This is a genomic window from Thiomicrorhabdus sp. Kp2 (assembly GCF_000478585.1).
Lineage (GTDB): Bacteria > Pseudomonadota > Gammaproteobacteria > Thiomicrospirales > Thiomicrospiraceae > Thiomicrorhabdus.
Genome location: NZ_ARWI01000001.1, coordinates 2,434,240 through 2,454,098 on the forward strand (window position 1 = coordinate 2,434,240; position 19,859 = coordinate 2,454,098).

The 19,859-nt window shown below is 39.1% G+C and carries 19 protein-coding genes and 1 riboswitch; of the genes, 8 read left to right on the top strand and 11 right to left on the bottom strand.

What is annotated here, in order from left to right:
• Positions 1-187: 187 nt before the first annotated feature.
• From A379_RS10950 to A379_RS10975, 6 genes are all read right to left on the bottom strand, one after another.
• Positions 188-895, bottom strand: a complete 708-nt coding sequence (locus A379_RS10950; RefSeq protein ID WP_040728085.1) for a c-type cytochrome — start codon at positions 893-895, stop codon at positions 188-190.
• Between the two features lie 16 nt (positions 896-911).
• A complete protein-coding gene (locus A379_RS10955) occupies positions 912-2,243 on the bottom strand; it encodes an NAD(P)/FAD-dependent oxidoreductase (protein WP_040728087.1) in 1,332 nt (443 codons plus the stop codon).
• Positions 2,240-2,644 (bottom strand): c-type cytochrome, encoded by a 405-nt coding sequence (locus A379_RS12845; RefSeq protein WP_051145178.1) that lies wholly within the window; start codon positions 2,642-2,644, stop codon positions 2,240-2,242. The genes A379_RS10955 and A379_RS12845 overlap by 4 nt, the downstream gene beginning before the upstream one ends.
• A 9-nt stretch (positions 2,645-2,653) precedes the next feature.
• Positions 2,654-3,901 carry a hypothetical protein gene (locus A379_RS10965; protein WP_040728088.1) on the bottom strand — a complete coding sequence of 416 codons (1,248 nt, stop codon included), beginning with the start codon at positions 3,899-3,901 and terminating at the stop codon, positions 2,654-2,656.
• On the bottom strand, positions 3,901-5,358 hold the full coding sequence (locus tag A379_RS10970) for a cytochrome c (protein WP_040728090.1): 1,458 nt from the start codon (positions 5,356-5,358) through the stop codon (positions 3,901-3,903). The genes A379_RS10965 and A379_RS10970 overlap by 1 nt, the downstream gene beginning before the upstream one ends.
• A 286-nt stretch (positions 5,359-5,644) precedes the next feature.
• Positions 5,645-6,292: a protein-L-isoaspartate O-methyltransferase gene (locus A379_RS10975; protein ID WP_040728092.1), complete on the bottom strand. Its 648-nt coding sequence runs from the start codon at positions 6,290-6,292 to the stop codon at positions 5,645-5,647.
• A gap of 259 nt (positions 6,293-6,551) precedes the next feature.
• Here A379_RS10975 and A379_RS12850 point away from each other — a divergent pair, with 259 nt between their 5' ends.
• Complete coding sequence (locus tag A379_RS12850; protein ID WP_157832370.1) at positions 6,552-7,481, top strand: hypothetical protein; 930 nt, start codon at positions 6,552-6,554, stop codon at positions 7,479-7,481.
• A 10-nt stretch (positions 7,482-7,491) separates the two neighbouring features.
• Here the strand turns inward: A379_RS12850 and pnuC are convergent, their stop codons facing one another.
• From pnuC to A379_RS11005, 5 genes are read right to left on the bottom strand one after another with little or no spacing between them, the layout of a single operon-like run.
• Positions 7,492-8,106: a nicotinamide riboside transporter PnuC gene (gene pnuC / locus A379_RS10985; protein WP_040728094.1), complete on the bottom strand. Its 615-nt coding sequence runs from the start codon at positions 8,104-8,106 to the stop codon at positions 7,492-7,494.
• On the bottom strand, positions 8,099-8,368 hold the full coding sequence (locus A379_RS10990) for a YkoF family thiamine/hydroxymethylpyrimidine-binding protein (protein ID WP_040728095.1): 270 nt from the start codon (positions 8,366-8,368) through the stop codon (positions 8,099-8,101). Before A379_RS10990 ends, pnuC begins: the two co-directional genes overlap by 8 nt.
• 10 nt (positions 8,369-8,378) lie before the next feature.
• Complete coding sequence (locus tag A379_RS10995; protein WP_040728097.1) at positions 8,379-9,002, bottom strand: class I SAM-dependent methyltransferase; 624 nt, start codon at positions 9,000-9,002, stop codon at positions 8,379-8,381.
• A gap of 35 nt (positions 9,003-9,037) precedes the next feature.
• Positions 9,038-9,280 carry a YkoF family thiamine/hydroxymethylpyrimidine-binding protein gene (locus A379_RS11000; RefSeq protein ID WP_040728098.1) on the bottom strand — a complete coding sequence of 81 codons (243 nt, stop codon included), beginning with the start codon at positions 9,278-9,280 and terminating at the stop codon, positions 9,038-9,040.
• Positions 9,281-9,334: 54 nt separating this feature from the next.
• Entirely contained in the window at positions 9,335-11,431 is a 2,097-nt protein-coding gene (locus A379_RS11005) for a TonB-dependent receptor (RefSeq protein WP_040728099.1), read from the bottom strand.
• A 100-nt stretch (positions 11,432-11,531) separates the two neighbouring features.
• Positions 11,532-11,639, bottom strand: a riboswitch (TPP riboswitch).
• Positions 11,640-11,789: 150 nt separating this feature from the next.
• On the opposite strand from A379_RS11005, the gene A379_RS11010 reads away from it, so the two are divergent.
• The 7 genes from A379_RS11010 (at position 11,790) to pheT (ending at position 19,827) form a co-directional block, all read left to right on the top strand.
• On the top strand, positions 11,790-12,665 hold the full coding sequence (locus A379_RS11010) for an HDOD domain-containing protein (RefSeq protein WP_040728101.1): 876 nt from the start codon (positions 11,790-11,792) through the stop codon (positions 12,663-12,665).
• A 201-nt stretch (positions 12,666-12,866) separates the two neighbouring features.
• Positions 12,867-14,801, top strand: coding sequence for a threonine--tRNA ligase (gene thrS / locus A379_RS11015; RefSeq protein ID WP_040728102.1), 1,935 nt, complete (start codon positions 12,867-12,869; stop codon positions 14,799-14,801).
• 67 nt (positions 14,802-14,868) lie between these two features.
• Positions 14,869-15,432 (top strand): translation initiation factor IF-3, encoded by a 564-nt coding sequence (gene infC, locus A379_RS11020; RefSeq protein ID WP_198525704.1) that lies wholly within the window; start codon positions 14,869-14,871, stop codon positions 15,430-15,432.
• 207 nt (positions 15,433-15,639) lie between these two features.
• On the top strand, positions 15,640-15,837 hold the full coding sequence (gene rpmI / locus A379_RS12960) for a 50S ribosomal protein L35 (protein ID WP_081696406.1): 198 nt from the start codon (positions 15,640-15,642) through the stop codon (positions 15,835-15,837).
• 16 nt (positions 15,838-15,853) lie between these two features.
• Positions 15,854-16,210: a 50S ribosomal protein L20 gene (rplT, locus tag A379_RS11025; RefSeq protein WP_040728104.1), complete on the top strand. Its 357-nt coding sequence runs from the start codon at positions 15,854-15,856 to the stop codon at positions 16,208-16,210.
• Between the two features lie 192 nt (positions 16,211-16,402).
• The gene (gene pheS, locus A379_RS11030) at positions 16,403-17,401 is read left to right on the top strand and encodes a phenylalanine--tRNA ligase subunit alpha (RefSeq protein WP_040728107.1); all 999 of its coding nucleotides are present in this window, start codon (positions 16,403-16,405) and stop codon (positions 17,399-17,401) included.
• Between the two features lie 35 nt (positions 17,402-17,436).
• Positions 17,437-19,827, top strand: a complete 2,391-nt coding sequence (pheT, locus tag A379_RS11035; protein WP_040728108.1) for a phenylalanine--tRNA ligase subunit beta — start codon at positions 17,437-17,439, stop codon at positions 19,825-19,827.
• Positions 19,828-19,859 lie beyond the last annotated feature (32 nt).

Below are 19,859 nucleotides of genomic sequence, written 5' to 3' on the forward strand. Positions count from 1 at the left end.
AATGATTTTAAATGAGTAAGAACCTCTCAAAATAAATCTTGAGAGGTGACTTAGGAGAGTCTAAAGGGTTGATAACTTAAACAGCAACAACCGTGATGGTGCTTAACCACCACATAAGTGCAATTGAGCCAAAGGTTAAGAATAGACCCCATAAAATGGCTTTAATACCTGTCATAACGGTCTCCTTTTATTTACTTAAAGTTGCGTAGTAATCCGCTAGCGCTTGGATTTCTTCGTCAGTTAAGTCGTGGGTGAATTGTCCCATACCATCGTTAACATCATTTTTACGATGTTTACCTTGATATGCCTTCATAGTTCGTACGAAGTACTCTGGTACTTGTCCAGCAATAGCAGGCGTGATTGATTTACCCTCTCCATGAGCTCCATGACATGATGCACAAGGAGTAATCATTCGGCTTACATCGCCCTTACGAATAAGTTGGTCAATTTTGGCTGAAACAGGTTGAGCCTCGATTTCCCAAACGGTTGATGGATTGCTTGCATAAAAAGCCGCTACATCGGCAATTTGCTGAACGTCCATTGCTTTAGCAAGTTTAACCATGATATTGGCTTGTTTATAGTTTTCCCAACGGCGACCATCACGATAATCCAGCATCATCTTAGCGGTATATTCTGCTGTTTGACCATTCAGTGAGGCGTAGTTACGTGAAGGGGATTCACCTTTTTCACCATGACAAGCATTACACATCATTTGAGTATGAATTTCTTGACCACGAGTTGCATCACCCTGAGGCATTGCTTTTAGCGTATTTTCTAGCGCAAAGTTTGACCAAGGTGTTGCGTGTGGTTTTTCACCATGTCCACCTGAAAGGGCGGCGCTGCTTGCCAGAGTGACTCCAACTAAAGCAGCAGTTAATAAAGTTTGTTTTAACATATCTTATCTACCTTAATTATGAGAACACATCTTTAACGAATTCACGTTGCCAGTTTTTTTGGTAAACGGCTTCAAGTATGGGTTGCGCTGGTTTGTCTGTTATTTCTGAAACACCAGCAGACTTACCTTTAGGCTGAATTAATCCATCTTTGACTTCATAAATAGCCGCAATAGAAACGCCGTAGTTCTCGCCAGCAAGGCTATAACAAACGTTTGAATAGATTGCTGTGCCAGGTGTTTGTCCTTTTAAGGTATCGGCAACGGCTTGTGCGCATACTTTAGCTTGTGAGTTAGCTGAATAACCTGATTTAGGCATTGCATCAGCGATAGAGCTGTCTCCTAATACATAAACACCTTCCTGAATCTCAGATTCCATTGTGTTACGCTTAATTGGGCACCAGCCAGATTGATTGGTTAAGCCTAATTTTTGTGCCAATACGCCTGCACGTTGGTTTGGAATAATGTTGATTAAGTCCGCTTTAAAGTCACCGCCGTCTGTTTCAACCATTTTGTTAGCCGCATCTAAACGAACAACACGCCCACCGTCAGATCCTGATACCCATTCGATTAAAGCGTTGTCGGTTTTATAACCATAAAGTCTTTCCCACGCTTTTTTGAAAGGGACATCTTTGGTGAAACGGTCTTTTGGGTCTAACACAATTAACTTAGCCGTTGGGTTGTGTTTCTTCAAATGTTCAGCAAAGAAAGACGCTCTTTCATAAGGCCCAGGAGGGCAGCGGAAAGGGTTTTGAGGTGGTGCAATAATCGCTGTTCCACCTTTAGGTAAAGCTAACAATTGTTCTCTTAATTTTAGCGTTTGAGGTCCTGCTTTGTAAGCATGAGGAAATTCCCCCGCGGCTAACTCGGCATCGTAACCTTCATAATCTTCAAACTTAAAATCAATTCCTGGAGAAACAACAAGCTTGTCATAAGTGAAGCTGTCACCTTTTGCTGTGGTCACTGTTTTCTTGTCGAAGTCAGCACCAATCACTTTATCAATCACAACATTGATATTGTATTTAGTACGAATGGTGTCAAGGTTAAAAGTCAGCTCATCTAATGTGTGCATACCCACAATAACATCGTTGCTTCTTAAACAAGTGATGTATTCAGGCTCTTGTTCAATAATAGTAATTTTAACATCAGGGTCTGCAAATCGAAGGTATTTGGCAAAGGTAGAACCACCTACACCTCCACCTAAAACCACAACATGGGCAGCTGATTTAGCGTAGGCTTTAGAGCTTGCCCCAAAAATACCTGTACTTGCTACGGCGGTTGCGCCAAAGATTTTCATTAGATCACGACGAGTAATTTTCTGATCAAATGTTTTATTTTCTAGTTGGCTCATTTTTGACCTCCTGTCGCTTGGGTCTCAGTTTTATTATTAATTTCCTGAGCTTCATTTAAGCTGGTATTTTCCCACTGCTTAACGGGTTGTTTTTCAAACCAAACAGCCATGGCATCAATTTCAGCATCGGTAAATCCGCGTGCTACACGATCCATAATGATTGCAGGTCGCGTACCTTCACGGTATGCAATCATTGCTTTTGTAAATTGCTCTACAGGCATGCCTGCTAGTGGTGGCATCGCTTCTAAAAATTCTTGACCATTTGTTCCATGGCAAGGAGCACATTGCCATGCCATAGCTGCACCCGAAGCAATTGGGTTTTGGGCGTCAGCTAAAGCAGGGTGGGTAAGAGCAATAGTAGATGCGCTAATTAGTGCGCCAATTAATAGTTTATTTCTCATATTGTTCTCCTATTTCGCCCAGATGTAGAAACCAACTACAAAGAACTGAATTGTCCAAATGGCAACAACCCAGATTGCAATCGTTCCCATTCTATTAACTAATGGGCTTGGTGTATAAACACCAACTGTTTGACCAGCTTGCCAAGCTATTGTTAAGAAGTAAGCTAAAACAGAGCCACCCACTACTGCAAATGTTAAGAAGAATAAGCCTGTTGAATACCAATCCATCACAATTTTGTAGTCCATAAAGTCATAGCCAAAGAAACCATCTAAGATTCCATAACGTAACATTTCACGAGAGATGGCAACCACTAGACCAATAACTAATGCCATAGGTAGAGCCATATAGCTACAGAACATAGCATCACCACGTAAACGAACCTGTGCCCAAATAGCATAGAACAGAACCATTACACCACCAATAATGCCCCAGAAAGAGGTAGCAAAATCACCTGCTGTTTCAGGAATAGTTATCATCCAAGCAACATAAAGAGCGGCTGCAATAACAGAACCGACTTTAATCCATTTTTTACCAACTTCGGCAGCCCAGTTTAGGTATTCGTGGTCTGCATCTTCACGAACCATTTTAAACCGACGGTAAGTCACTAACATACCACCTGTAACAGGGATAGCCATACTGATAAAGAATGCAAAACGCCATAGGTTATATGCGTGTAGTTGAGAACCTGAATAATCAATTACACCATTTTGTACATACCACTCTTTCCATAATTCAGGATGAAGGATTTGAGAGGTTAAGCTGTGCATAATAAAACCAACGACTAGCATTAATGAAATGCTGACCAACATCCAAACTCTACCTTTTGGTTGCTTCGTTTTGTCTTTCTCTTTGCTATTCATGAAGTAGTAGGCATACATAGCCCAATAGGCAAAAATAAGAATGACAATAAAAGCAATAACCCAAACAGCAGATAATACGTTTGATGTATACCAATGTGGATCATAGACAACCTGCACAAACAGAAGTGGTGCAACACCAATAACGATTGCAACAGAAACAGAAACCTTTGAGATTTCCAGCATAGCTGCTGCTAACCGGCGCCATTTATCGTCATTTTTGAATGCGCCAAAAATAGTAATGGCAGATGTGCCCAGCATAAGTTGTACAAACAGTATATGAAGGGCAAAAGTTAATACACCTAGTCCAATAAAAATAATTGGGTAGGTTGGTATGCCTGCGGGATTACGCAGTGCATACATCATCTCAGTGACTTGAGCTACTTGAGAAGCATCCATTATTTCACCTCCTGTGAGATAGTCGCAGTGGCAACTTTATCAGCGGCATTTTTTTCAGCTAATGCACGATTGCGGTTATTCACTTCATCTTTAATTGCCGCTACAACAGCATCTTGACCTTGGTTGTTATTCATTACTAAGTAGGCTGATAGAGCTTCTACTTCTGAATCTAACATAGGCATTTTAGGCATGTACGCGATGTTACCAGTGGTTAATACCCCTTTAACATAGTTCTCCATACGTGCTTGTGTAACACCATCAGGGAAGTAACGATGTAGTGGACGAATTCCTGTCTCACTAGGAGAGTGGCAGTTTGAACAATAAACCATTGCAATATATTCACCCGCTTGGATTTTGTTAGTATCACTCACGGTTTGCAAATGTTCAGGTGTAAATGGGTGCGCCTTTAAAATACCGACTTTTTCAATAGTTGGTAGTTGAGACTTAATATCCATACCAGGTACGTCACGCCCAATTACTTGGTTAGAGTAAACATACTGACCTGCTACATAAGGTTTACGCATAGACTCACGAGCCGTCTCTTCAGGCCATAAACCAGCAACTAGAATAATAACTGCCATTGCACCTGCAAAACCTTCAATAAGAACTTGAGGGCGTAGCATGGTGATAACAAAATAAGCTAGCGTTCCAGAAAGTACGGCAATAATGCTTGGCTCAAAGTAAGCTGGTAAACGGTTTTCCATAACCAATAACGCTTGGTCAGGTACAGAAGTTAAATACCACTGGAACATCAGTGCTCCAATAATAGTAGAAACGATACCTAACCAGCCAAGTTTGCGTGCCATCTCTTTTTTGAAGGCAGGGTCTTTAATGCCAGCTACTACGATTCCACCTACAACGGCTGTCATAGTAAACATAAAGGCAATACGCATACCTGTTTGGATAAAGGTGTTAGTTCCGTAGAAACCATTTAAATATCCACCTTCTTCAAACCAAACTTCTTTACCAGGAAGCATCATGAATGACAGAATACCTACAATAATAAGAAGGGTTGCAAAAGAAGCGACACCGAAAATGATAGAAATTTTCATGTGGGTTCTTTTATCCACTTTTCCGACTAGGTAAACAATCATGTAAACACCAACAACTTCGATAACGAAGAATACCCACTCAGTTGCCCATTTCCATACAAATGAGTGAATCAGTGCGCCAATACCATTAGGACTAGCAACGGTTGTTGAGTACCAAATTCCTGGACCAGTAATGGATCCGGCAACATAGGTAAAGACAAGTAAGAACAGACCGTATTTCTTAATGAAATCTAGAAGGTCATCACGATCTTCTCGGTAAGCTTTATGTGAAAGGTATGCGAATAACATAGCTGCACCCACTGATGTGTGAGAAGCAAGTACGTGGAAAGTCGCAATCAGCGCAACTACCCAGCCTGAACCAACCATAGGTTCAAACCACGTAGGATAAAGGCTAATCAAATCCATGTGAATTTCCTTATTATTAATAGGGTTTATATAGCATAAGGTAAACTTATGTCGTAGTGCTATTCTAGGGTTTAAACGGTTTTAAATAAATTCAAAATGTTTTATCAATGAGGGTATAAAAAAACTTATGACATGTCTGTTACATGTTGATTAAGTTTTAAAAATCATTCTAAGCTAGATTACTTAGAAAGTGAAGTTTTGGAAAAAGGTGTTTAGTAAGAGTGGTATATGCCTTTAGCCAACAGGTGGTTGTGGCTAAAGATTTTTTTGAATAATGAGAAGAGGGTTAGAAAGTAAATGAGCTTTTGGGTTTTGAAGTAATCAGTGCCGCTAAATCTGTTTCAAAAAGCGTTTCTGTTTCCCATTCTTGATTACTAATACGCGTGATGGTTTGAGCTGTCATAGCTGGTGAATTGCCAGAGATGACAACTAAACGACCACCCAAGTTGAGTTTTTCTTTATAGTTTTGTGGAACTTCTGTAACAGAACCTGTTAATACGATAACATCGTAATCTTTACCGTCATTCCAGTTGTCAGAGCCATCACCTTCTTGAAAATCAATATTTTTGTAACTTGCTAAACGAGTCTTGGCAATAGCTTGAATGTCAGGGTGAATTTCAACGGTGGTTACAGACTTACCAAGGTTTGCCATAAGAGCTGTTAAGTAGCCTGAGCCAGTTCCGATTTCAAGAATGGTATCACTGTCATCAATGTCTAAAGCCTGCAACAAGCGTCCTTCAATTTTAGGCGCCATCATGGTTTGGTTTTGACCAATTGGTAATTCAATATCCGAATAAGCTAATTCTTCGTTACCAGATTCAACAAATAAATGGCGTGGAAGATCCATTAATAAATCTAGAATTTTGGGGTCTAAAACATCCCAAGGGCGGATTTGCTGTTCTACCATGTAAAAGCGCGCTTGATCTAGATTCATGTTTTATCCTTTTAATGCTTTTATATTCTTGAAGATTGTGTGGTCGATGTATTTGGCCGAGCCACAAAATTAAAGTCGAACGATTATATCTAATTCGTCGAGTTTTATAAATGCTTTGTTTGTTTCTATCCCAAAAAAGCGATTATTCTTTATAATCTAGTAATGCTTTTTCAATTTAAAATCAATAGAGGGCTTATTTTTGGCGGCCAGGCAATTAATTAATCCTTTTTTACAAAAAAAGCCATTTTCAAGCTATGGTGTGGGTGAACTCCAAAAGTATTCAGCGGTTTTATCAGTTAATTTATTACCAGGCCTGTTTGATGATAGCAGTTCTGAGGTGTGGGAGATTGTTTGTGCGGAATCTAAAATTAGTGTATTTCCCTATCCCGAATTCATCCTAAAAAGCCACAATAAAGAATCTTTAGAGGGCAAAACTCCTTTTTGGCAAGCGATGGAATTCCTTTTTGGTTTGACCTTAACCCAATCTTATCTGAATTCTGCTTACAGTTATGAATACCTTTCACAGCACTCCGCTTTAAAAATACCCCAAATTTATGACACTCTTAATGGAGGTTCTAACTGTGCAATTGTGCTTGAAAAAATAGATGCCGTGAGTATGTCTGATAATGATATTAATAGTCAAAATATAGAAAAATTTGCTCATCACTTGGCTAGCCTGCATAGACAGGAAATTGATGAAGTTGGGGTGATAGCGCCTTTTTCAACCAAATCGAATTTATCCAATCCGAATTTGAATAAGGCAGTGTTCTGGCGAGAAAGAGTTGCCCTAACTATTACTACGCTTTCCAAGCATTTAGACTTGAATTCTGGTTATATTGATAAGGCTCTAGATTGGATACAAGCGGTTAGTCTTCATAAAATAGTGCCTGTAATGATGGATTTGCGTTGGGATCAGTTTGCAATTCAGGATGGACAGTTAGTTGGTGTATTTGATTTAGATGCTTATGTTTTTGCACCCATAGAATTGGATTTCGTAATTCTTGAATATCTATTAACGGCTGAGCAAGCGCAGGTGTTTTGCAGTAAATACGTTTCTATTACAGGTCAAAGAATACAACTAATAGAAGAGCAGAGATATGTTTACCGAGTATTGTTTTATTTAATGAATGCGTTGGGAGAGACAGATTTTGAAAAGTGGATGAATCAGCCAGAGTTGTTCACTGGCTGATTTGGCTTTTTTAATCTTTAACCAAAGGTGTTTTTAGTTTTAACCAATTACTGTAGCCATACACTGCCAAAACTAAGTAAACCAAAAACATGACGATAGTGACATAAAATCCCGTCTGCCAATATAGTGCAATGGCAAAGGAATCAATAACTATCCAGTAAAGCCAGTTCTCTATCACTTTTCTCGCCATTAAGACGGTTGTCATAATGGAAAATACCATTACAAGAGCGTCTAAGTAAGGAAAGCGAGTTTCTGGAATGCTTGCTAGATAAAAACCAATTATTAAAGTAATTACCAGGCCTGCTAAGATATAAGTGGCATGGAACTTAAATGAGCGTGAGCTAATGTTTACTGAGTTATTATCTGAAGACTGTTTTTTCCAAAGAAAAAAGCCATAAATCGCCATCCCCATATAGTAAAAGTTTAAAAGCGCTTGCATGGGGAGTTGTCCTTCCCAAAATAACGCGGTATAAATTAATGTACTAATAAAGGCCGCAGGCCAGCACCAAACAGATTCTTTGGCGGCAAGAATAACATAGAGAATTCCCAAACTTGCAGCCAACCATTCCCAGCCGGATTGGGCTAAAAATGCTTGTAAAATAGCATTTAATAATTCATTACTCACAAGCGTTAATCACTGCTTTTTCACGGTCAGTACCAATTAATTTGATGACAAAGACCGTTTCAGGAATTTGTTCAAGCACCTTAAGCATTTCTGAATCCAGAGTATTCATTACATCGTGATAATTACCATAGATATGTGTAGACATGCTATTACGTTGAATACTAACGTTAGCTTGTTGTTCGAGGCGGTCAATAAAATCAATAATTGGCTGGCAGTACTCTTCTTGTAATGGGTACATGCTAATTTCGACAGAGACTTTCATTTTTTATTCCTTATTTTTCGGCAGAGATTACTACAAACGCGCCTTGGTCATGGCCAGCTAAAACATCATTTGTTTTTTGTGATTCATTTTCAGGCAATACGGTTTGCATGCTCTTGAAGTTTTTATAACCTGCTTGGCTTAAAAGAGATTCAATATCGGCATAGCTATAAAATGTGGCATCACAATAAAAAGGGCTGTCTGCTTTATGTTCTTCATAAACTTTGCCCAGTTCAGAGTTTTTTTCTAAAAAGGCAATAATGATTTTGCCGTTATCTTTGGTTACTCGTGCCGCTTCTTGATAAGCTTTTAATGGACTATCTAAAAAGCAAGTTGAGGTAATAAAAATGGCAAAGTCATATTGCCCGTCTTCTATTGGCAGGTTTTCAGCAACACCATCAATTAAATCTATCCCTTTAGCTTTGGCTAAATTACGCATTGCTGGTGATGGTTCAATACCTGTATCTATTTGTAAAGGAAGAGTAAATTGACCACTTCCAGCACCAATTTCAATACCTTTTCCCAATGGCTGTAGGGTTTTAATAGCTTTAATTTCCGCGTTACGTATTTCAGGGTTTTCAGTAAACCACTGGTCATACTCTACTGCATGGGATTCATATCCTTGGATTTTAGGCATAATATTCTCTTTAATACGTTTATTTAACAACAGTTTTAATGACAGCCACCAGAGAGCTTAACAACAAATACACTTTCTGGTATCTCGTTGAGCGTTGTCAGCATGGCTTGTTTTAAGAATGGCATAATGTCAGTGTAATCGCCAAACAGAGTTGTACTCATTGAATTGGCGGTTAACTCTACATTAGGCATCTGTTCAATTTGATGAATAAATATCTTGATCGCTTCTCTGTAGTTTTCTTGTAAAGGGTAGAGGCTTATATCAACGGAAATTTTCATTTATGCAGACTCCAAAAAAAGGCTCATTATGAGCCCTTAACTTTAAACGGTTTATTAAAAATAAACTCTACCAGTAATACCAATTTGACGAGGGTCGCCAAGTTTAATAAAGCTGTCAACATTTGGTGCACCAAAGAAATTTTCGAAACCTCTAGTTGCATAACGTTCATCCATTAGGTTTTTACCCCATAAATAGACTTCATAGTCTTTGTTTTCATAACCTAAGCGGGCATTAACTAGATGGTAAGAGTTTGATTCAACACTGTGTACATTGTCAAAATAGAATTTATCAACAGCAGTAATGTCAGCCTGAATATACATGCCGTTTGTATTTCTATACTTTGCGCCAAAATTTATTTGGTAGTTTGGAGCGTGTGCCTGCTCTCGATCTGAAACTTCAAAGTCGGCACTCACGGGTGTTCCATTGACATCGGTCTGAATTAACCCAACGCTGCCATATAGATTGAAGTGTGGGGTTGCTTGCCAGTTAAACTCTGACTCAAGTCCGTAGTTAGTGGCATTGTCAAGGTTTTCAGTGAAAAAAGTATAGATGCCATTTTCGTAAATGTAACCATCAAATTGTGGATTGTATCTATCCATGTAAAAAAAGTTGGTTGATGTTGTTAGGTTGTATTTCGAATAAACAGATTTTAAGCCTATCTCATAATTAAATAAGGTTTCAGAATGGAATTCAGTATTATCCCCTTGACCACCTGTACCTGTTTTAAACCCACCTGCTTTGTAACCTCTTGTTACACCAGCAAATGCAGTATGTTGGTCATTATATTTATAAGAGTAGTGAATTGAACCACCCCAGAGTGTTTCGTCTGTATTAGTTGAAAAGGGTAAGCTAGCAGGATAGGTTCCTGTAAGCTCTTTTTGTTCATTAAAATCTTGAATGTTTCTTTCTACCCTTAGACTGTATGTTAGTTTGGTCTTTTGATTTATTGCTTGATCTAACTGACCATAAACGGCGACTTTATTGTGAATAAAATCGCTTTTCGCATCAGTATTGTATGTTTCTGCATAGGCTAAAGAGTAGTACCTTTCTTTAAACGAGTTTTCCTCTTCTAAATGAGAGAAGTAAGCTCCAATAAGCCAGTCGGTTGATTGGTTGAAAATTTTAGAGTTTTCAGTAGAAATTAATCGTAAATCTTGAGTAAAACTTCTTCGATGTTTACTATTTTTATATGTTCCTTCATCGTAGCTTGAAGTGTCGGCCATCCAGTCTTCATCATAGCTGTAAAGCATGTCAGAGTTGGCAAGCCCCGTATTACTGGTAAATATAAAGTTTGGATTTGCCTTTGACTCAAGTTTTAAAGAACCAGCATTTGAAAGTTGGGAATCTTTACCAGGTTGGTCTGACAATGTTGTGAAAGAGTTATCACGAGACCACGCATCATACCCATTATTTAAATCAGCATGTAATACAGTGATATCTACAGTCGTATCCGAGTCTGGGAAAAAACGCATTTTGCCGCGTAAAGTGAGTTCATCACGACCATTGGTATCTGTTCTATCTAAGGTTTCGTTTGTACGAAAACCATCGCTACTGTGATTAAAGATAGCTAGACGGTATTGTGGTGCATTTTCTTTTGAATTGATTGGGCCACTTGTCATAATGCCTAGTTCTTGTAGATTGTCTTCGCCCAGTGAAATTTCAGCCATACCTTCTTCATAAGGAGTAGGGTCATTGGTTTTGATATTAATTAAACCACCAATGGCACTTTGACCGTAACGGGTATTTTGCGGCCCACGTAAAACTTCTACCTGTTTAACATCAAATAAATTGCCCGTCATGCCTATTCCGCTGAAATCGATATCGTCAATCGCAAAACCTACGCTTGAATTGGGTGCACCAGTATATTCATCACGTTCACCCATTCCTCGAATTTGAATATGACGAGCCCGAGAGCTTTGGCCTGAGAAGTTAACATTAGGTGTTTTTAATAAAACATCATCAAAGTGTGTAGCACCTTGATCTTGTAGTTCTGCTTGGGTTTTTATATCTACACTTGCAGGGATGTCTTGTTCAGTGGTTTCACGTAAATCGGCACTCACTATAACAGGGGCAAGTTCTTCTGAAAAAACAGGGCTTGCTGAAAGTGCGGTTAAAACAGCCAATGAGATGGGTGTTAATTTATTGGTCATGGTCTTTCCTTTTGACGAGGAATAAGAACACATGAGGTGATGGAAAAAATAGAGTGCAAGGGTTTCTGATTGCAGTCAGAATCCCAGCTTATTTTTAACAAATTGATCGTGTGTGCCGTTCCTACGCCAGTATTATCTGGATCAGGTTCAAAGGGTCTTTCAGTGTCTCGAAATCTCAGGTCTTAATTGACCACCCCTGGCAAACTAAAGCTTTAGTATTTAAAGCCTTAGTGTTAACGCTTATGTTTTAAAATTTGTGCGGATTGTACCTGAAATTTGTATAAAATGGAAATGGCTTAGGATAGGTCTTATTTTTAATAAAAAGTGTGTAGGTTGTATTTAACTAAAGGGTTTTTGGATGGCTGAAGATGTAAAACCAAATATCAGTAAAGAGATTATGGAGCGCTTAAAGTCGTTGGATGAGTTGCCATATTTTCCTGATGCTCTTATGCGACTAGAGCAGGCATTAAATGAGAATGAAAACTTGCCGATGGAGAATATTGTTCAGTTAATTGCACAAGACCCTCGATTAGTGGCAGGTCTAATAAAAATGGCCAATAGCGCTAAGTATATGACAGGGAATGAGGTCAATGATTTAGCGGATGCCGTGACCATTATTGGTTTAAAAGAGATGCGTTTGATTGCACATTTAATACACTATCAAACCTCTTTTAGACGTAAACCACCGTTTAGTGATGCGTTCTTTTTGAAACATGCCTTTTTATCAGCATTGGTCGCTCAGAAGATGGCAATATTTTTCGGGCTTGATTCAGGAGAGGCTTTTTTAGCGGCTTTAATGCGTGATATTGGTGTGTATTTATTGGCCACTGAGGACAGAGAAAAGTACTTGGAAGTGATTAAACTAACAGATTATGATATTTCTAAATTAGCATTAGCCGAAAATAAAGTTTTTGGTACTTATCACGCTTTGATGAGTGCTCGCTTGTTACAACAATGGAATTTCTCTAAAGAAACCATTATCGGAGTGGCATTTCATCACAATCCAGAGAAAGCGGAGGAAAGCTGTCAGTCTTACGCTTATTTAACATTCTTAGCAGAACAAGCGGTTTTTAGACTTGGTATTGATAATGGCATTGCAGATATCACCGATGAAGAGAGAGAGATGCCTTCTAAAAAGTTATTGGATGCCTTGGCTTATTTTGACCTTTCTATAGATAAATATGATGAGTTTGCACAGCAGGCATATGCAGAGGCTGAAAAAATGGGAATATAATCCTGTTTATAGTCGTTTTTTCAACGAGTTGAGCGTGTATAAAAAGAAACCACCAGGCCTGGTGGTTTTTTGTTTGGAGCAAATGTTATACATAATTATTTTATGTGTATGTAAAGTCTAGATAAAGCGTATAAGAAAATGCTAAAATAACGGGCTTAATTTTTAAACCTTGTAATTTTTACAGACAAAGAGACTAAATCTATGCCAATCATTACGTTACCAGACGGTTCTACTAAAGAGTTTGATCAAGCTATATCAGTTATGCAAGTGGCTGAAAGCATTGGAACGGGACTGGCGAAAGCGACGGTAGCGGGGCGTGTTAATGGTCAGCTTAAAGATGCGAGTGATTTAATCTCTGAAGATGCAAGTTTAGAAATTATTACCATGCGAGATGAAGATGGTCTACATATTATGCGCCATTCATGTGCTCATTTGTTAGGCCATGCGTTAAAACAATTATATCCAGATGTCAAAATGGCTATTGGCCCAGTCATTGAGAATGGTTTTTATTATGACGTTGATATGGATTACAAAATTACGCCAGAAGATTTAAAGAAAATTGAAAAGCGTATGTTGGAATTGGCTAAAACAAAATACCCTGTTGTTAAGAAAATGCTATCACGTGATGAAGCGGTTGCAACGTTTGAGTCTCGTGGTGAAGAGTACAAATTAGAATTGATTCGTGATCTGCCGAATGAAACAGAGTTTGGTTTTTATTTTCACGAAGAGTATGTGGATATGTGTGTTGGGCCACATGTGCCAAATATGAGTTTTGTTAAAGCATTAAAACTCACTCATGTTGCAGGCGCATACTGGCGCGGTAACTCAGACAATAAAATGTTACAACGTATTTATGGTGTCGCTTTCCCAGATAAGCAATCTTTAAAAGATTACTTACATATGATGGAAGAGGCTGAAAAGCGTGATCACCGTAAGTTAGGTAAAACGCTTGATTTATTCCACGTTGAAGATTTAGCACCTGGTATGGCATTTTGGCACCCTAAAGGAATGACTTTATACCGCATTGTAGAAGAGTATATGCGTGGTCAGTTAGTAGCGAATGATTATGATGAAATTCGCACACCACTGATTCTTGATCGTTCTTTATGGGAGAAGTCAGGGCACTGGGATAAATTTAAAGACAATATGTTCACTACCGAGACGGATAACCGAGATTACGCGGTTAAACCAATGAACTGCCCAGGGCATATTCAGGTTTATAACCGTCATTTAACCAGTTACCGTGATTTACCTATCCGTATTGCTGAATTTGGTACGGTACATCGTAATGAACCATCTGGAACATTGCATGGTTTGATGCGCGTTCGTTCATTTACCCAAGATGATGCACATATTTTCTGTACAGAAGAACAGATTAAAGAAGAAGTACAAGCTTGTATTGATTTAGTATTTGAAACCTATGCGGATTTTGGTTTTGACAATATTGCAGTAAAGTTTTCAACTCGTCCAGAACAGCGTGTAGGTGCGGATGATGTTTGGGATTTAGCCGAATCTGCACTAGAAGCAACGTTAAAAGATGCAGGTTTAGATTACAAATTACAGCCAGGCGAAGGTGCATTTTATGGCCCTAAAATTGAGTTTCAATTAAAAGACTGTATTGGACGTGTATGGCAGTGTGGTACCATTCAGCTTGATTTCTCAATGACCCAAGCTGAACGCTTGAATGCGGTTTATGTTGGTCAAGATAATGAAAAACACCATCCTGTCATGATTCACCGTGCCATCTTAGGTTCACTAGAGCGTTTTGTGGGTATTTTGATTGAACATTACGAAGGTCGTTTCCCAACTTGGTTGGCTCCAGTTCAAGCTGTAATGGCGCCAATTTCAGAAGTCCACAATGAATATGTGGTCGAAATGACTAAAAAATTGAAAAAACATGGGTTTAGAGTCGATTCGGACTTGAGAAATGAGAAGGTTGGGTTTAAAATTCGCGAACACACAATGCAACGTGTTCCATATATCTTGGTTGTAGGTGATCAAGAGATGGAAGAGGGCAGTGTCAATGTTCGTGCAAGAAACGGTCAAAACCTAGGTTCATTTAGCTTTGAACAACTTGTAGAACTATTTAATAACGATATAGCTAATTTAGGACGTGTTGTCGAAACACAAGAATAGCAAATGGTTATGCTTGTTAAGAGCAAGCAAAAAAGAATTTAATTAATTGGAGGATATTGCTATCGCAATCAGAAGAGGTGGTCGTGGAAGACCGCAACAACCAGAAGCACCAAAAGATAGAATCAACAAGGCAATTACTGCAACACCAGAAGTGCGTTTAATCGATGCTGAAGGTGAGCAAGCGGGTGTGGTATCCATTCAGGATGCCTTAGCACAAGCGGCAGAAGCTGGGTTAGATTTGGTTGAGATTACTGCGAAAGCAAATCCTCCAGTTTGTAAGATCATGGACTATGGTAAATATCTTTACCAGCAGCAAAAAAAGCAGCATGAAGCTAAGAAAAAGCAGAAGCAAGTCCAGGTTAAAGAGGTTAAGTTTCGCCCAGGAACTGAGGAGGGAGATTATCAGGTAAAACTACGCAACCTGGTGAAATTCCTAGATAACGGTGATCGCGTCAAGGTAACTATTTGGTTCCGTGGCCGTGAAATCACCCATAAGGAACTGGGACTTAAAATGTTGGAACGTATTAGGGATGATATTCAAGAGGTTGCTACCGTTGAACAAATGCCTAAAATGGAAGGTCGTCAAATGCAAATGATGGTCGCTCCAACAAAGAAAAAGCAAGCTAATTAATTTTAATATTTTTTAAAATAATTAAATTGCAATACAACAGCTGGGGTTTACCTTGTTTATTTAATAACTAGGTAAATTTCTGGTGCAGCTCCCTCAGTGCTGTTCGTTGTGCCGAGAATAAATCTCATGTTTTATTACATAAGGTTTAATTTAAAACTGAAAGTGGCTCAATTTATTGAGTAACACTTAAATGCGGAGTTTCATTCAATGCCAAAGATGAAAACAAATAGTAGTGCTAAAAAGCGCTTCTCGAAAACTGGCTCAGGTCGTTTCAAATGTAAACAGTCTCACTTACGTCATATTTTGACTAAGAAGTCTACCAAGCGTAAGCGTCAACTTCGTTCTGGAAGTATGATTCACGATCACGATGTAGCGATGGTTCGCCGCATGTTACCGTTCGCTTAATTGGAGATTTGAAACAATGGCAAGAGTTAAAAGAGGTGTCATCGCACGCCGTAGACACAACAAAGTATTAAAAGCAGCAAAAGGTTATTACGGAGCTCGTAGTAAAGTTTTTCGTGTTGCTAAACAAGCAGTAATTAAAGCTGGTCAATATGCATACCGTGACCGTCGTACTAAAAAACGTCAGTTCCGTCGTTTATGGATTGCGCGTATCAACGCAGCAGCTCGTATGAACGATATGACATATAGCCGTTTCATTAACGGTTTGAACAAAGCAGGTGTTGCAGTTGACCGTAAGGTTCTTGCTGACATCGCAGTTCATGATGCAGCCGCATTCACTGCTATCGCTGAAAAAGCAAAAGCTGCTTTAGCGTAATTAGTGCTACTAGGGTGACCTAGTTTTTAAATAGGGGACTTTATAGTCCCCTATTTTTTTCATTAAAATTGCAATTTGCAAGATTCAATTTAATGGCTATGCAAGATTTCACTGGGAGAAGCTTAGTGACTCACAGTGCAATGTTTCATAACCATTTCAAACCATATTAATACCGTTTAGGACATTTATTAAATGCAAGAACGACTTCAAAATATTGTTTCACAAGCGCAAGCAGCGGTTGCTGAAGTAACAGAATTATCAAAATTAGACGAACTACGAGTTCAATTCCTGGGTAAAAAAGGGGATTTTACTGAGCTAATGAAAACATTAGGTAAGCTTTCTGCAGAAGAGCGCCCTAAAGCTGGCCAGGTCATTAATGAAGCAAAACAAGTCGTACAAAGCTTGTTAAACGCTAAAAAGAAAGAGCTTGATGATGCTAAGCTGGCTCAAAAGCTTGCAGAAGAAACCATCGACATTACCCTACCTGGACGTGATGCAGATGTAGGGAGTCTGCATCCTGTTACACGTACTCTTCATCGTATTGAAACCTTGTTCTCAAACGCTGGTTTTGATGTAGAAACTGGGCCTGAAATTGAAGATGATTGGCATAACTTTGAAGCGTTAAATATCCCTGAAACACACCCTGCCCGTGCTATGCATGATACGTTCTATATTAATGAAAATACCGTTTTAAGAACGCATACATCGGGTGTGCAAATTCGTACTATGGAAAACAAACAGCCACCATTACGTATAATCGCTCCTGGGCGTGTTTACCGTTGTGACTCTGACCAAACTCATACGCCAATGTTTCACCAGGTTGAAGGTCTGATTATTGAGAAAAACGCCAGTTTTGCACAACTACGTGCTCTATTGATTGAGTTTTTACGTCAGTTCTTTGAAGACGAAAACTTAAAAACTCGTTTTAGACCTTCTTATTTTCCGTTTACTGAGCCTTCAGCAGAAGTAGATATTGCTACCGATCTGTTTGGTGATGGCCGTTGGATCGAAGTATTGGGCTGTGGCATGGTTCATCCAAATGTGTTGAAAAACGTGGGTATTGATCCAGAAGAATATACTGGTTTGGCATTTGGTTTAGGTGTTGAACGATTAGCGATGCTTCGCTATAACGTAAAAGATTTACGTCAATTCTTTGAAAACGATTTACGTTTTTTACAGCAATTTAAATAACCAGGCCTGGTTAAATTAGGGTTAGAGAATAGAATATGAAATTTAGTGAAAATTGGTTAAGAGAGTGGACAAATCCTAACTGGGATACCAATACATTATCTGAAGAATTAAGTTTAGCAGGCCTGGAAGTTGATGATGTTGAGCCTGTTGCAGGTCAATTTACCAATGTGGTGGTTGGACATGTTCTTTCAGTAGAAAAGCACCCTGATGCAGATAAATTAAATGTTACCCAAGTTGATGTGGGGGATGAAGAACCCGTACAAATCGTTTGTGGTGCTAAAAATGTAGTAGCTGGAATGAAAGCCTGTTGTGCCAAAGTGGGTGCGGTTCTTCCTGGTGACTTCAAAATTAAAAAAGCCAAACTTCGTGGCGTGCCTTCTCATGGTATGTTATGTGGTGCGACAGAAATCGGTCTACCAGATGACGGTGTAGACGGTTTACATGTTTTACCAACCGATGCACCTATCGGTATGGATATTCGTGAATATCTTGACTTGAATGATAGCTCTATCGATGTTGACTTAACGCCTAACCGTGCAGACTGTTTTAGTGTTTTAGGCTTAGCGCGTGACGTTCACGCCATTAGTGGTGCCCAGTTCACTCAACCTTTTGAAGATAAAGATATGGCTGGAACGGTGGCTTGCACTCAAAAGGTTGTTGTTTCAGAACCGCAAGCTTGTCCTAAATATTTAGGTTGTATGGTAACGAACTTTGATAATAATGCCAAAACACCTGCTTGGATGGTACAAAAATTACAGCGTTCAGGTTTACGCTCTTTAAGCTTGGTGGTTGATATTACTAACTACGTGCTTTTAGAGCTCGGGCAACCTATGCATGCGTTTGACTTAGATAAGCTCAAAGGTGATGTGCAAGTGCGTATGGCTAAAGCAGGTGAGCAGTTAACCACTCTTGATGAAAAAGAGATTACACTTGCTGATAATACGCTGGTTATTGCCGACGACAACGGTGCAATTGCTCTGGCAGGTATTATGGGCGGTTTATCTACGTCTGTAACCGATTCAACAAGCCAAATATTCTTTGAATGTGCCCATTTTTCACGTTTAGCGATTACCGGTAAAGCACGTCAATATGGTCTTCATACTGATTCTTCCATGCGTTTTGAACGTGGTGTAGATCCTATGTTACCAGAGCGTGCTTTAAATAGAGCATTGCAGTTATTTACTGAGATTGCTGGTGGTGTGGTTTCTACATTTACATCGATTATTTCTGAAGATAACTTACCAGAAATTGCCAAAATTCAATTACGTCGTGAAACGATTGCCAACCGTTTAGGTGTTGAGGTTGCAGATAAACAAGTTGAACAAATCTTTACAGGCCTGGGCTTCACGATTGAAGTGAATGATAGTGGTTGGTTAGTTACCGCACCTTCATTCCGTTTTGATATGGCGATTGAAATGGACTTAATCGAAGAGATTGGGCGTGTTTACGGCTATAACAACTTACCTGAAACACCTGTTATGGCGCCAATGACTTTAAATGAATTAGATGAATCAGAACAGTCATTGAGTGCACTTAAAAATGCCTTAGTTCAGCGTGGTTACAACGAGGTAGTCACTTACAGCTTTGTGGCTGAAGATAAGCAGCAAGCGATTGCACCTGATTTACCTCATGTATTGTTAAAGAATCCGATTTCAGATGACATGAAGGCGATGCGTACTACGTTATTCCCAGGTTTATTACAAACAATGGGTTATAACCAAAACCGCCAGCAATCACGAGTGCGTTTATTTGAAGCAGGCTTGGTTTTCTATAAGAATGAGCAAGATCCTACTGGTGCAACACAAATTCCAATGTTTGCAGGGGCCGTTGTAGGTTCAGCACATAAATCAGGTTGGGATATGGATTCACGTAATGTTGATTTCTATGACCTAAAAGGGGATGTAGAAAACCTATTAAGTATGAGTCATCAACTAGATAATGTACGTTTTGAGGCGTGTAATAATCCCGCTTTGCATCCTGGTCAATCGGCTTCTTTAATCAAAGAGGGTCAAGAGATTGGTGTAATGGGGCAGTTGCACCCACAGCTTGTTAAAACAATGGGTGTAAGTGGCACGGTTTATATGTTCCAAATACGTCAAGACGCTTTAATGACAATGAATGTACCGAGTGCTTTACCTATTTCTAAATTCCCTGAAACACAGCGCGATTTGGCCTTTGTGGTAGAAGAGAGCTTACCAGTTCAAAAATTAATAGATGCTGTGACTGCAGTACAATCAGATATTTTACAATCGGTAGAAATTTTTGATATCTATCGTGGGCAAGGTATTGAAGCAACGCAAAAGAGTGTGGCAATAGCCTTAAAAATTCAACACCAAGAGCGCACGCTACAAGATGAAGAAGTAGAAAGTTTAGTGAATGAAATTTTGGCTTCGGCTAAAAAATCAGTCAATGCAGAACTTCGTTAAGAATAAATTAAACAAAAACTAAAGATAATAAT

Excerpts from the sequence above, each read along its gene's own strand:
- A379_RS10950 (WP_040728085.1), bottom strand. The coding sequence starts at position 895 with ATGTTAAAACAAACTTTATTAACTGCTGCTTTAGTTGGAGTCACTCTG.
- A379_RS10955 (WP_040728087.1), bottom strand. The coding sequence starts at position 2,243 with ATGAGCCAACTAGAAAATAAAACATTTGATCAGAAAATTACTCGTCGT.
- A379_RS12845 (WP_051145178.1), bottom strand. The coding sequence starts at position 2,644 with ATGAGAAATAAACTATTAATTGGCGCACTAATTAGCGCATCTACTATT.
- A379_RS10965 (WP_040728088.1), bottom strand. The coding sequence starts at position 3,901 with ATGGATGCTTCTCAAGTAGCTCAAGTCACTGAGATGATGTATGCACTG.
- A379_RS10970 (WP_040728090.1), bottom strand. The coding sequence starts at position 5,358 with ATGGATTTGATTAGCCTTTATCCTACGTGGTTTGAACCTATGGTTGGT.
- A379_RS10975 (WP_040728092.1), bottom strand. The coding sequence starts at position 6,292 with ATGAATCTAGATCAAGCGCGCTTTTACATGGTAGAACAGCAAATCCGC.
- A379_RS10990 (WP_040728095.1), bottom strand. The coding sequence starts at position 8,368 with ATGAAAGTCTCTGTCGAAATTAGCATGTACCCATTACAAGAAGAGTAC.
- A379_RS10995 (WP_040728097.1), bottom strand. The coding sequence starts at position 9,002 with ATGCCTAAAATCCAAGGATATGAATCCCATGCAGTAGAGTATGACCAG.
- A379_RS11000 (WP_040728098.1), bottom strand. The coding sequence starts at position 9,280 with ATGAAAATTTCCGTTGATATAAGCCTCTACCCTTTACAAGAAAACTAC.
- A379_RS11005 (WP_040728099.1), bottom strand. The coding sequence starts at position 11,431 with ATGACCAATAAATTAACACCCATCTCATTGGCTGTTTTAACCGCACTT.
- A379_RS11010 (WP_040728101.1), top strand. The coding sequence starts at position 11,790 with ATGGCTGAAGATGTAAAACCAAATATCAGTAAAGAGATTATGGAGCGC.
- thrS (WP_040728102.1), top strand. The coding sequence starts at position 12,867 with ATGCCAATCATTACGTTACCAGACGGTTCTACTAAAGAGTTTGATCAA.
- rpmI (WP_081696406.1), top strand. The coding sequence starts at position 15,640 with ATGCCAAAGATGAAAACAAATAGTAGTGCTAAAAAGCGCTTCTCGAAA.
- rplT (WP_040728104.1), top strand. The coding sequence starts at position 15,854 with ATGGCAAGAGTTAAAAGAGGTGTCATCGCACGCCGTAGACACAACAAA.
- pheS (WP_040728107.1), top strand. The coding sequence starts at position 16,403 with ATGCAAGAACGACTTCAAAATATTGTTTCACAAGCGCAAGCAGCGGTT.
- pheT (WP_040728108.1), top strand. The coding sequence starts at position 17,437 with ATGAAATTTAGTGAAAATTGGTTAAGAGAGTGGACAAATCCTAACTGG.